At 63.0% G+C, this 11,428-nt stretch carries 12 protein-coding genes and 1 pseudogene; 5 read left to right on the forward strand and 8 right to left on the reverse strand.

The genetic code is table 11. The annotated features are described in order from the left end of the window. Positions 1 to 89 precede the first annotated feature (89 nt). Positions 90 to 791, reverse strand: coding sequence for an SH3 domain-containing protein (locus XB14_RS12795; protein ID WP_077962006.1), 702 nt, complete (start codon positions 789 to 791; stop codon positions 90 to 92). Positions 792 to 1,084: 293 nt separating this feature from the next. On the opposite strand from XB14_RS12795, the gene XB14_RS12800 reads away from it, so the two are divergent. Continuing rightward, the gene (locus XB14_RS12800) at positions 1,085 to 2,158 is read left to right on the forward strand and encodes a DUF2336 domain-containing protein (protein WP_077962900.1); all 1,074 of its coding nucleotides are present in this window, start codon (positions 1,085 to 1,087) and stop codon (positions 2,156 to 2,158) included. A 217-nt stretch (positions 2,159 to 2,375) separates the two neighbouring features. Here XB14_RS12800 and XB14_RS33555 read toward each other — a convergent pair whose 3' ends face one another. The 5 genes and pseudogenes from XB14_RS33555 to XB14_RS12820 all read right to left on the reverse strand — a co-directional run bounded on the left by XB14_RS33555 (position 2,376) and on the right by XB14_RS12820 (position 6,287). Continuing rightward, the gene (locus XB14_RS33555; protein ID WP_234804072.1) at positions 2,376 to 2,933 is read right to left on the reverse strand and encodes a hypothetical protein; all 558 of its coding nucleotides are present in this window, start codon (positions 2,931 to 2,933) and stop codon (positions 2,376 to 2,378) included. A gap of 159 nt (positions 2,934 to 3,092) precedes the next feature. Beyond that, positions 3,093 to 3,299: pseudogene (locus XB14_RS33560) on the reverse strand (MerR family transcriptional regulator); the annotation flags it as partial. Positions 3,300 to 3,364: 65 nt separating this feature from the next. Further along, positions 3,365 to 3,724, reverse strand: coding sequence for a DUF1491 family protein (locus tag XB14_RS12810; RefSeq protein ID WP_077962008.1), 360 nt, complete (start codon positions 3,722 to 3,724; stop codon positions 3,365 to 3,367). A 69-nt stretch (positions 3,725 to 3,793) separates the two neighbouring features. Next, positions 3,794 to 4,750 (reverse strand): peptidoglycan-binding protein, encoded by a 957-nt coding sequence (locus XB14_RS12815; RefSeq protein ID WP_077962009.1) that lies wholly within the window; start codon positions 4,748 to 4,750, stop codon positions 3,794 to 3,796. Continuing rightward, positions 4,722 to 6,287: a sensor histidine kinase gene (locus tag XB14_RS12820; protein WP_077962010.1), complete on the reverse strand. Its 1,566-nt coding sequence runs from the start codon at positions 6,285 to 6,287 to the stop codon at positions 4,722 to 4,724. Before XB14_RS12820 ends, XB14_RS12815 begins: the two co-directional genes overlap by 29 nt. Positions 6,288 to 6,928: 641 nt before the next feature. Here XB14_RS12820 and XB14_RS12825 point away from each other — a divergent pair. The 3 genes from XB14_RS12825 to XB14_RS12835 all read left to right on the forward strand — a co-directional run bounded on the left by XB14_RS12825 (position 6,929) and on the right by XB14_RS12835 (position 8,891). Continuing rightward, positions 6,929 to 7,375 (forward strand): DUF5330 domain-containing protein, encoded by a 447-nt coding sequence (locus tag XB14_RS12825; RefSeq protein ID WP_077962011.1) that lies wholly within the window; start codon positions 6,929 to 6,931, stop codon positions 7,373 to 7,375. Between the two features lie 186 nt (positions 7,376 to 7,561). Then, positions 7,562 to 8,290 carry a hypothetical protein gene (locus XB14_RS12830; RefSeq protein WP_077962012.1) on the forward strand — a complete coding sequence of 243 codons (729 nt, stop codon included), beginning with the start codon at positions 7,562 to 7,564 and terminating at the stop codon, positions 8,288 to 8,290. 178 nt (positions 8,291 to 8,468) lie between these two features. After that, entirely contained in the window at positions 8,469 to 8,891 is a 423-nt protein-coding gene (locus XB14_RS12835) for a SufE family protein (protein WP_077962013.1), read from the forward strand. 45 nt (positions 8,892 to 8,936) lie between these two features. On the opposite strand, the gene XB14_RS12840 is transcribed toward XB14_RS12835, so the two are convergent. Continuing rightward, a complete protein-coding gene (locus XB14_RS12840) occupies positions 8,937 to 9,872 on the reverse strand; it encodes a LysR family transcriptional regulator (protein WP_077962014.1) in 936 nt (311 codons plus the stop codon). A 93-nt stretch (positions 9,873 to 9,965) separates the two neighbouring features. Here XB14_RS12840 and XB14_RS12845 point away from each other — a divergent pair, with 93 nt between their 5' ends. Continuing rightward, positions 9,966 to 10,769, forward strand: coding sequence for an isocitrate lyase/PEP mutase family protein (locus tag XB14_RS12845; RefSeq protein WP_077962901.1), 804 nt, complete (start codon positions 9,966 to 9,968; stop codon positions 10,767 to 10,769). A 208-nt stretch (positions 10,770 to 10,977) separates the two neighbouring features. Here XB14_RS12845 and mucR read toward each other — a convergent pair whose 3' ends face one another. Next, on the reverse strand, positions 10,978 to 11,409 hold the full coding sequence (mucR, locus tag XB14_RS12850) for an exopolysaccharide biosynthesis transcriptional regulator MucR (protein ID WP_043620098.1): 432 nt from the start codon (positions 11,407 to 11,409) through the stop codon (positions 10,978 to 10,980). Positions 11,410 to 11,428: the final 19 nt, after the last annotated feature.

Below are 11,428 nucleotides of genomic sequence, written 5' to 3' on the forward strand. Positions count from 1 at the left end.
TCGAAAGCGGGTTTGCGAAACGCAAAACGGGCGACCAGGGCCGCCCGTTCTTTCTGTCAGACAGGGCCGCGCAATACGCGGCGCTCAGCTCAGTTCTCGCAGTAAGGATCGTCGAACTGGCAGCGAACCATCGGAGCCGGACGGGCCCGTTCATAGACGGTGCCGTCGTCCTGCCGGACACGAACTCCGTCGCTGCGGCGCTCCCAATCGCGCCGATCCTCACGCTCCGTCCGCTGACGGCGCCATTCGTCGTCGCGCCACTTTTCCTCTTCGCGCTGGCGGCGTTCCCAGTCGCGTAGATCGCTACGCCGTTCGCGTTCCCAGTCGCGGCGCTCGCGTTCGCGCTGCCGCTCCCAATCGCGACGATCTCGCCGGTCGTCGACCCAATCCGGTCCGCGGCGCCAGCGATCGCGCTCACGATAGAAATCGCGGCCGCGGTAGTTGCGGTCCCAATAGTTGTCGAACTGGAAGACAACAGTCGGAATTCCAAGCGGGCGATAGTAGCGCGGCTCGACATAGACGCGATTGCGGCGATAGTCGGCCTGGACATAACGTCCGGCAACCCAGCCGCGCCCACCATAGAACGACACGTCGCACCACGGCAGATCGGCAAGGCAGCCATGGATTTCGACTGATTCGCCCGCCGGGATCATTGAAACCGCCGGATAGCGCGTGCTCGGACCGGAGCGCATGTTGACGTTCGCGGTGGCAAAACCTTCGGCAGCCTGGGCAATTGCCGGGGCCAAAAGGAGCGCGCAGACCGCCGCCGCGCGCAGAATAAATTTCTTCACAGTTCCATATCTCCCATGGAGAGGCCCCTCTTCACACGGCCCCAAACGTCGGCGGGCGTCCGGGCCCTTCACCGTCGTCGCGATAACTCATGACAGCATGTGGATTTTTTATGGCTAATGCTGCGGATGTCCCCGACATTTGCCGCACCCGGCGGGCGATCTGCCGGCGCGCCACCGGCCCTGGTGTGCCGCAAGCCTGAATAAAGCTCCAACATCCATAGTTAACAGTGCGCTAACGCTTTTCTTCTAATTTTTGCGACGTGTGCCGTTCCGGATCGCCGGCAATGGCGATCATGTTTTGCGTGCAGGGAATTATCGTGACGGATCGCTTTCGTGAGTTGGAAAGGCCACAGACCGGCCGCTTGAAGGACGTCGTCCTGATGGCGACCGTCACCGGTTTCGAAAGCCTGCGTTTTCCCCGCAAGTCCGACATGAAGCAGTTTGCAGAGCTGTTCGAGCCGTTGTTCCTCGGTTCCAGCAACGAAGCGCGCCGGCAGGCGGCGGCCGCCCTTTCGCAATGCCAGCAGGTTCCCGAGACGGTCGCAGCGCTGATCGGCAGCATGCCGATCGCGATCGCCGCGATTTTTCTCACCCGTTCGAAGGCGATCGCCGACCGGACGCTGATCACGATCATCCGTGAGCGCGGGCCGGAACATGCCGCGGCCATCGCCCGCCGTCCGAACCTCTCCCCTCTCGTCGTCGACGCCCTCGTCGAGCATCACAACCCGCCGGGGCTGGCGGCCCGCAGCAATGCCGCAAAACCCGCAGCGGCAGGGCAGGTCAGCGTGGAGGCTGAAGCCGCCTCGTTGCGCACGGCGCGCGAAGAAACGCTTCGCCGCGAGATCAAGGCGCTGGCGGGCGCCCGTCCCCATAATGTTCCACAGACGCCGTCGTCCACGACGATGACCGACGTCCATGCCGCACTGCTTGTGCGCTTTGCCCGCAGCGGCGAGATCATCCTGTTTTCGCGTGTCCTTAGCCAGGCGCTCGGCACCAAGGATGCGCAGGTCGAGCGCATCCTGCTCGATATTTCCGGGCAGTTGCTGGCAACAAGCCTGGTCGCGCTCGATGTCGAGGCGGCCGATGCCGGTTTCGTGCTTCAGGCCCTCTATCCGCATCTTCGCGAAACCTTTGGCGAAACCAGCCATGCCGCAGCCTTGATCGGCGCCATGAGCCGCACCGCCTGCCGCGAACAGCTCGAGGCGTGGCTTGCGACGGAGGCCGAAGAAGAGGCGCCCGCGGCAAGACACGAAACCTATTTTGCCGACAATACCGCCAACGACACACGGCACGTCGGCGCGCGCAAGGTTGCCGCAGCCGTGGCCCATGCGCAGCCGCAGCGGCTTTTCGGCCGCCGCCGCGGCTAAAGCGCGTCGCGACCTTTCAGATTCGCTCCGAGCGCTTTAAGTTATTGATTTGTCGCATGTCGTTATCGCAAAACCGCTGCACACTTTTGCGCGACATGCTCTAGTCACCCGCCGGGCCACTGCAACGATTTTTCGTCTCCAATCTGGCCACCAGGCGGCATGCTCCCATGCTGGAAGCATGCCTCAACCGTCGGACGAGTTGACGACTGCTCCTCTCCTAGAAAAGCTGCTTCATCGCGTCGATGATCCAGTTCCATTCACGACCGGTCGGAGCCTGGGGCGCCTGTCCCTGCAACACGGCCATCAACTCCTGGTATCGAGCCGAGCGGGCGTGGTGCTTGCGGTATTGCTCAAGCTGCCAGTCCAGAAAATCCTGGTCCGGAGCCCGCTTCATCGCCTTTGCCGACCGCTCCAGCCAGTCGGCGGCGATCTCCCGACCGACGGCTGACTGAGGGCCAAGGCCATTGTCGATGGCCACCCTCACCCGCGCAAAGGTGGCTTCGGCGGCTTGAGCGTAGGCAGCAGGATCGAACTCCTGCGTCCACAGATCGGACATGTGGGCGCGCATTTCGGCGGCATAGGCCTTGTCGGACAACATATCCATCAGTTCCGCCCAGGCGTCGATCTGTTCGGCTGTCGGGTCTTCCGGCAGGTCCGGCGTACCGGCATCCATCATTTTCTTCTTCCACGCCGCATCCATGGGCGCGTCGCCGGCGACATCGTCGTAGAAGCGCTCGAGCGCGGTACGAAATTCCGTCTTTGAAAGCTTGGTCACGTTCCATAATCTCCTGAGATCCATTGGGGAGGGTTCATGGAGTTTCAAAGCCATCCGCAAGGCCGTGGCGATCCGGCGCTTTGACCGGATTTCCGTTTCGAGCGTTCGAAGCCGCAAGGCCAGAACATCAGCGAACGAGCTTCGGTTGGCCAGGATCTTTCGGATTTCCGTGAGGCTGACGCCCGCTTCACGCAGGGCAAGAACGAGGTCCAACCGAGCCAGGTCGGCTCCGGAATACATGCGGTAGCCGCTCTCCGTCCGCGTCGAGGGGGGCAGCAACCCCTTGTCCGAGTAAAACCGAAGCCGCCTGACCGGTATGCCGCTCAGCTTCGAAAGTTCGCCTATCGAAAAGACTTGATCGTCCATAAACGCGTCCTACGGCCTCCACCAAGTGGAGAGTCAAGCAGGCCGGCGCAATCGGCAAGACGGTATCAGGACCGGCCTGCGCCATCTTCGGGAACGACCTCGAACAGATCGCCACGGTCGTCCAGTTCGATCTCCACGATCCAGCAGTCCGGATCGAAGCGGATCTCGCTTGCAAGCGCCGCATCGACCTCGTCGGCATCGCTGTCGCGCAGCCGCACTTCGAACTTGCGGCCAAGATCGACTTCGTCGGCAAAGAAATTCTGCGGCGCCGGAGCAAAGAGCGTCTCGGTGCCCATGCGCGTCCGCTGGCGGATGAAGATCGCACCGGCCTCCTCCGCGCCCTTGCGCAACACCGCCGCATAGCCGCCGAGCGAAAACGCGCGGCGCAGGAGGGACGAGACGAAGATATGGGATTTCAGGCGCATGAGAGGCTGATACACGCGCGGGGCGAAGGAGGCAAATCCGCTCAAGCCACCGCGGGCGCAACAGAGCCGTCAGAGCGCGCCGATTTCCTTGAGCTTTTTCAGCACCTGGGCATTGGGTTCGCCGGTTTGCGGCAGGCGGTAGTGTTTCTCAAAGTGGCGGATCGCTGCGCGCGTCTGCTCTCCGGCAACGCCGTCGACCGTGACGTCCGCATAGGCGAGATTGCTGAGCCCCTTCTGGATGTTCAACACCAGTTCGCTCGACACCGGAATTTCTGCGCGCGGAACGAAGGTGCTTTCCTTCTCGGCCGACCGGATGGCTGCAGCGACCGGATCGATCTCCACGCCCCCGCCCTTCGTTTCCGAAAGCGGCCGTCCAGCCGGAACCGCGGCGGCCTTTCCAGCCGGCGCGGCCTTCAGGGCCTGCAAAAGTTCGACGCTCGCCGCGCCGGTTCCCGTGCGACCCGCCCGCTCCTCGAACCTGAGGATCGCCGCGGCCGTGCGCGGACCGCTCCGTCCGTCCGGCGTGCCGTCATAAAGGCCGATCCGACCCAATTCCTTCTGGATCTCGGAGACAAGCCTCGACTGCGCCGGATTCGGCACGCTCGCGACCCGCTCGGGCGAAGGCTTTTCCGACGACAGGTCCGCGGTCGCGATCACGTCCTCGACGTTTTCCGCCTTTGCCTCACCCTCGCGTTCGATGACGAAGGTGGTCACCTTTCGCGGCTCGATCTCCTCGCCCTTGGCGATGGCGATTCGCTGAGCCGTTTCGGCACTGACGAGCGGGACGCGGGTGCGCAACAGCGGCGACGGATGCGTACCGTGCTGATACCACATCGCATTGGCCGCAACGAAGGAGAACACGACGAGGAAGGCGGCCGAGCCACCCGATACCAGCGGATGGCGCGCCATCAGGCGACCGGCAAGCCCGGCACCCCGTCCGGCAAGGACCAGCCCGCGCACGGCCAGGCCGGGCGTTTGCCGCGCGGCCTTCTTCCGGTCAGGCTGTTTTCGCTTGCGCGGTGCCATATCCCCGTTCCTCGTTCAAACCCTTCCCCTCGAACCGCCCCCCTTCGGCGGCCGGGGCGACATCACAATCCTTCAGGCGCGGCGGAAATTCCACCGTCACTGGCGCACGCGCTTCTTCATGCTCCGCACAGGCGATACCGGAGCCATCACGCGGCAGCGTGACGACGATAACGGTGCCCTCGCCTTCGCGGCTGCGGATGGAAAGCTCTCCGCCGTGCAGAGCAACCAGGCCCTTGACCAGCGATAGGCCGAGGCCGGTGCCTTCGTAACGGCGGGTATAGTCGTTCTGGATCTGGACAAAAGGTTGACCAAGCAACGCCAGCTTGTCGGCTGCGATGCCGATGCCGGTATCGCTGACGGAAAGCTTCAGCATCGCGCCGTCGGCTTCCGCGTCGATCGTGACGACGCCGCCCGGATCGGTGAACTTGACGGCATTGCCGACCAGATTGATGAGGATCTGCTGGAAGGCGCGCTGGTCCGCGTTAATCTCGCCGATACCGCGGGTGATGCGGCTTGCAAGCTTGACGCCCTTTTCCGCTGCCTGGTGCGACAGCATCGCCTCGCAGGCGGAAACCGCTTCGGCGACACCGAAGGGCTCGGGCATCAGCTCGTAGCGACCCGCCTCGATCTTGCTCATGTCGAGCATGGTATTGACGACGGATAGCAGGTGCTCACCGGACTTGTGGATCAGGCCGACATATTCGCGCTGGCGATCGTTTTCGAGCTTGCCGAAATATTCGCCGGCAAGCACGTCCGAAAAGCCGAGGATGGCATTGAGCGGCGTGCGCAGTTCGTGGCTGACGGCGGCAAGGAACCGCGTCTTGGCATCGTTCGCCGATACGGCTTCAGCGGTTCTGGCCGCCGCTTCGGCGCGCAGGCCCGCTTCTTGCGAGACATCACGCGACTGAGCGAGGATCGCGACCAGCCGGCCATTGTCGTCGCGCAGCGGCGCCAGCTCACAGGACATATAGACGAACTGTTCGCCTTCGATCGGCAGCGTGCGCCGCTCGATGCGGATGTCGACCGTCGCCCGGTCGCCGCCCTGGCGAAGAATGTCGATCGCGCTCAGGAAGGTGATGCGATCGGAGATGTGGATCTGCTCGATGAAACCACGGCCCGCTGGATCGCGCATCAGGGTCAGATGTTCGGCCGCGTCGCGGCCATGGACGGAAAGCACATTGCCGCGCAAGTCGTGCACGGTCACCAGGCCCGCGAAGAGGTCATAGGCGGCAGACAGGTCCGGCACGACAGGATCCGTTGCCGCGGCCACCTCTTCCGGCGCCCGGCTACGGGCAATCGCGCCTGCCGCTGCAAGCAGCGAGGCCGAGGCCCAAAGGGCCGTGCCGAGCGGGAGCGCGGAGGATACGGGCATGGCGAGCGAAAGGGCAAGCGGCACCACCGGCAGAGCCGTCAAGGAAACCGCCGCGAGCGTGCGCAGCCGCTTCGCATTGCGGTGGTCAACCGGCGAAGACGCCTCACGACGGGGAAGCCACAGGGCCGCGACTTCGTCCACACGGGACGCCCATCTGCCAGCCATGTTACGCAATACGCTCACGCTTTACCCTGCTACATTTGTTGTTCTTGCGAGGCCGACGCTATCGTTTTCGCGACCCTTGGGATCGGGACTCAGAGCCGCCTCGTGACATGTCGGAATCTCGCATCCCCGGCTTAATGAAAGAATAAACGCGGCGGTCCCGGAACGGTGCGAAACGGTCGAAAAATCCCGTTTTGAGGCAAATCGGGCGACCTTCATTTCTTGTGGTTAATGGGGCGTAAGCAACGGATTTCCGTGCATTTTCTGCACTGTATTAACGATTGTGGCGCAGCTTTTGCGGTGCGATCGCCGGTGCTTTCGGGGTTGCCGCATCCGGCTCTGCCACGAACCTTAACGGCAAAAGCTAAAATGCGACACAAAGGCGCTGCAAATCGGCGGACACCGGCATTTCATTAAAATTTGAAGTAAATGCCGCTCGTTTTGGAAAAGCCGTCTTGTGATTCCCGCCCTAGTGTCGATTTCAACAAGGGGCCGGGCATCAAGAGAACGCTGGCGGGCTCCAAGGATTAGAAGGTGGCGTGAACGGGTATCAGGGGATACCACGGCGCTGCGGGATGCCGAAGGTGCAAAAGCCGGCTACAAGACTGGCGGGCCGAGGCAGCCGAACGAAGGATGGGCAGAACATGTGGTTTCTCATCAAGGCGACATTCTGGTTTTCGCTGGTGCTGGTGTTGCTGCCGTTCCTCGACCCTTCGAGCACGCAGAAACTCGAACATGCCCCGAAGGTAGAGCTCGGCGACACCTTCTTCGCCGCCAATGAGGCGTTCCAATACATCAGCGCCATCTGCATCCAGAAGCCGGATGTCTGCGAGAAGGGTGCAGAAACCTTCGTCGCCCTCGGTCACCGGGCCCGCGAAGGCGCCCGCATCGCCTACGAGTTCCTCGATACCCAGTTTGCCGAGACCGACGCCACGATGCCGGACGCCAAGGTCAAGACCGGTACGGTCACGCCGGCCGCCGATGTGGCGGCTCCGGCTACCGAGGTCAGCACCATCGACTCCGAACCCGTCTTCAAGCGCACGCCGGTTCCGGAAAAGCGCCTCGATCCCAAGGCCGTGGTTATCCAGTAATCGCGCCCGGCACCCCACAGATACCGATTGACTGACTGCCTGACTTGCCGTCCTGTTACGGCCGCCGCGAGGATCCCATCCCCTCGCGGCGTTTTCTTTTTTGGCACGCAACCGCTGATTTTCAGGCGACACAGCCACACGCAAGCCCTGGCTGCTTAGGTCCGCCGCACCAAGCGGAGGCGGACGATGCAGATTTATGGGCTTTTCTCGAACGCCGGCGTGATGCGCCCGGCGGCATCCGGCGCCACCCTCGGCGGCGATGCAATGGGAGGCGACAGCAAGAGCCCGGCCTCGACCGCCCTGCTTCTCGGCACCGGCGACGAAAGCGCCGCGAACCGGGCTGCCGCAGCCAAGAAGAAGCTCGACGAAATCAAGGAGCAGCTCCGCATGCTCCGGTTCTTCGCGTCGGATCCGGAAACGCTTGCAAGGCTCGCCAAGCAGCTTGCCCAACAGCTGGGCACCGCCGCCCAGCAATTGGCGGGCGCCGGTGGCGGGGGAGCTGCAAGCGGCGGCGCATCCGCCTCGGCGGCTGCCGCAGCTACGGTGCTTGCCAACGCCGGCAGCGCGCAAGCGGATGCGGGCAGCGCGCAAACCGATGCCCCCGCGGCTGACAGCGAGGCTGAGCCCCCTTCGGGACCGACAAGCTTTGCCGAGCGCGCCTATCGCGAGTTCGGCGCCGATGATGGCCATTCCGATCCCGCAGCGAAAGTGGCGGCCGAACTCAAATCCGTTGCCGAACAACTGAAGCAACTGCTGCGTAAGGCGGAGCAGGATTTGCGCGCCAAGGGATCCGGGCGTCAGGCCGATGAGGCGCGGGCCGCCGGCCAGACGCTTTCGGCCGCCACCGGTAACATCGAGGGGGCCGGTGGAAGCGCAATCGCTTCCCTGAGCGTCCCGACAAGCATTTCGGTCTGACCAGGGGATACGGAAGCCGCCGCCTCTCCCGCGCATTTGCCGGTTCTCAACGGCCCTGCCATCGCCTATATGAAGGCTGAAAGCCCGAACGCCTGAAGGCAAAGGGCAGGAACAGGGATGATTTTGTTCGCCGCAGGGATCGGCGGGCTTATAATCTCCCGACGAATGGACCGGACCCATGACGACGCTCGACCAGATCATCGATGATTTCGCCTTCCTTGAGGAATGGGAGGATCGCTATCGCTACGTGATCGAGCTCGGCAAGGTGCTGCCGGAGATGCCAGAAGCCAAGCGCACCCAGGAAAACAAGGTTCAGGGCTGCGCGAGCCAGGTCTGGCTCGTCACCAATGCGGCCGGCAATCCCGAGGACCCCGTCCTTAACTTCGAAGGCGAGTCCGACGCCCATATCGTGCGCGGGCTCGTCGCGATCGTGCTTGCCATCTACTCCGGCAAGCATGCCTCCGATATCGCCCGGATCGATGCGATCGACACCTTCGGCAAGATCGGCCTGATCGAGCACCTGTCGACCCAACGCGCCAACGGCCTGCGCTCGATGATCCGCCGCATCAAGAACGAGGCGGAGCTTCGCCTGGCGGCCTGAGACGCAGGCATTGCCGAGCATCGCGCGTTCAAGACGCGCAACCCTTCACGGCATGTCTTCTTCCGCTGGGTGGGCGACCATGTCCGATATCACGGCGTCCTTCCAACGGCTGGTCAGAAAATCAATCAATGCCCGGGCCGCCGGCCCCATGGGGCGGGAGGGACAGACACAATAGACGCCCGTCTCCTTTCCCGTCCAATGGGGGAGTATCTGAACCAATTTGCCGCTCCGGATCGATGCGGCCATGGTCACTTCAGAATGAAAGGCGATGCCTTGGCCATCGACAGCGAGCTGATGGACGGCGTCTCCGTTGTCGGCACGCATCCTCCCGCGCGGCCGAAAGGACCGTTCTCCGGTCGGGCCGAACAGGCGCCAGACCTCACCATCATGGTTTGCCGTCGACACGACGCATTCGTACCGCTTGAGTTCATCGATCTCCGCGGGATCACCATGTGTTTCGAGATAGGCCGGCGAGGCCACGAGAATTCGGCGGTTGCCGAGAAGTTTGCGCGCGATCAAGCCCGAGTCCTGGAGGTTGCCAATACGGATTGCCACCGTGACCCCCTCAGCGACGAGGTCGACGTACCGGTCGGTCATGAGGAGGTCGAGCCGCAGTTGCGGGTAAGCGGCCAGGAACGCCGACAGATATGGCACGACGTGATTGCGGCCGAATGAGACGGATACGCTAAGCTTGAGCGTACCGGTCGGCAGGTCCTGTTCATTGCGAGCCCGTAGCTGCGCGTGATGCAATTGCTCCAATGCCGCGGCGCAGTCGCTGAAATAGCGCTTCCCCGCATCCGTCAGGGACATTGCCCGCGTCGTGCGGTTGATCAACAAAACACCGATCTGTTGCTCCAGTGCCTTGACGAGCCGGCTGACTGAGGAAGGCGTCATGTTGAGATCGAGTGCCGCCTTTGCGAAGCTCTGGTGCTTGACCACAGCGACGAAGGCCTGCACCAGATGCAGAGACGGCCCGTCCATTGCTTCCCCTCCGGAATGAATGCCTGAAAATCCTAGCTATTATCTTTAGATCTCGCAATTGCGACGAGCTGCTTTCTTCGAATGGAGGTCACCTTGAGCAGCAACGACAACGCCGCAATGTTCCACGCGCTTCATCACCAAGCTGAGCCGTTGCGGCTGCCCAATGCCTGGGATGCCGGCAGCGCGCTTCTGATCGAGCGGCTCGGCGCCCGCGCCATCGCGACGACCAGCGCCGGCGTGGCATGGTCACTTGGTTATCGAGACGGCGACGCCCTTCCGCTGGATCGGCACCTGGCAAGCGTTGCGGCAATCGCCCGTGTCATCCGTGTCCCGCTCAGCGTCGACATTGAATCGGGCTACACCGACGATGCGGCGGAGATGGCCCGGACGACCGCTCGTTTCATCGAAGCCGGTGCGGTCGGGTTCAACATTCAGGATGGCGCCGGCACGCCGGATCTGCTCTGCCGCAAGATCGAGCAGGCCCGAGAGACGGCGGAGCGGCTTGGCATCGGACTCTATATCAATGCGCGCACGGACGTTTACGCGCGAGCGCTTGCACCCGCTGGCGACCGTGTAAAGGAGGTGCTCGCCCGCGCCAGGCAGTACCGGGACGCGGGGGCCGACGGCCTCTTCGTGCTCGGGGTGACCGATCGGACCGAAATTCGTGAAATCGCAAAAGGCACCGAACTGCTGCTGAACGTCATTGCCTGGCCCGGCTTGCCTGCCGCCACTGAACTATCCGCGCTTGGTGTAACTCGGATCAGTGTCGGGTCATGGATTTCCCAGACGTTGTGGATGCAGACGTCGACGTTGGTGACGAGCTTCCTCGCCGACGGGCGGTCCGAGGCGCTTTTTGAGCACGCGACGCCATATCCGGAGATCAATGCATATTTTTGAGCCACGTTCGATGCGCCCACGCATCTTACTCAGAAGCCAAAGGCGGCCATGATACGTTGAGGTGATGCATCTTTTTGTGCGGGCGCCCGCGGACGAGGCGGCTGAAACACAATGGCCGGGCTCACGGGCCCGGCCATTGTGATTGAATTTCCCGCCCACGGCCAAGCAACCACCACGGGCTGCCCGCATCCTCAGCGGGAGGGTGAGCTCATTTGCCGCGACGCTTGCGGCGCTGACCGAGACCCATTTCCTTGGCGAGACGCGAACGTGCTTCCGCATAGGCGGGCGCGACCATCGGGTAGTCGGTCGGCAGGTCCCACTTCTCGCGGTACTCTTCCGGCGACAGATTGTGGTGGGTCATCAGGTGGCGCTTCAGCGACTTGAAGGTACCACCGCATTCGAGGCAGGTGATCTGGTCGTCCTGGACGGACTTGCGAACCGACACGGCCGGCTTCGGCTTTTCAACGGGAATGACGACCGGCGCCGGGGCTGCCGTGTTGTTCAGCGCCGAATGCACATCTGCGATCAGCGTGGGAAGCTCGGCGACAGGAACCACGTGATTGCTGACGTAGGCGGCAACAATTTCCGCCGTCAGTTCAACCAGAAGTTCATGGCTCGCGCCAAGCGCTGTTTCAGTCATTTCTTTCTCCTATCGGACT

This window comes from Ensifer adhaerens, assembly GCF_002007205.1.
In the GTDB taxonomy this organism is placed as follows: Bacteria; Pseudomonadota; Alphaproteobacteria; order Rhizobiales; family Rhizobiaceae; genus Ensifer; species Ensifer adhaerens_D.

What these genes read in the sequence shown, in the direction of transcription:
- XB14_RS12800 (WP_077962900.1), top strand. Translation starts at nt 1,085, where the DNA reads ATGTTTTGCGTGCAGGGAATTATCGTGACGGATCGCTTTCGTGAGTTG.
- XB14_RS12810 (WP_077962008.1), bottom strand. Translation starts at nt 3,724, where the DNA reads ATGCGCCTGAAATCCCATATCTTCGTCTCGTCCCTCCTGCGCCGCGCG.
- XB14_RS12815 (WP_077962009.1), bottom strand. Translation starts at nt 4,750, where the DNA reads ATGGCACCGCGCAAGCGAAAACAGCCTGACCGGAAGAAGGCCGCGCGG.
- XB14_RS12820 (WP_077962010.1), bottom strand. Translation starts at nt 6,287, where the DNA reads ATGGCTGGCAGATGGGCGTCCCGTGTGGACGAAGTCGCGGCCCTGTGG.
- XB14_RS12825 (WP_077962011.1), top strand. Translation starts at nt 6,929, where the DNA reads ATGTGGTTTCTCATCAAGGCGACATTCTGGTTTTCGCTGGTGCTGGTG.
- XB14_RS12830 (WP_077962012.1), top strand. Translation starts at nt 7,562, where the DNA reads ATGCAGATTTATGGGCTTTTCTCGAACGCCGGCGTGATGCGCCCGGCG.
- XB14_RS12835 (WP_077962013.1), top strand. Translation starts at nt 8,469, where the DNA reads ATGACGACGCTCGACCAGATCATCGATGATTTCGCCTTCCTTGAGGAA.
- XB14_RS12840 (WP_077962014.1), bottom strand. Translation starts at nt 9,872, where the DNA reads ATGGACGGGCCGTCTCTGCATCTGGTGCAGGCCTTCGTCGCTGTGGTC.
- mucR (WP_043620098.1), bottom strand. Translation starts at nt 11,409, where the DNA reads ATGACTGAAACAGCGCTTGGCGCGAGCCATGAACTTCTGGTTGAACTG.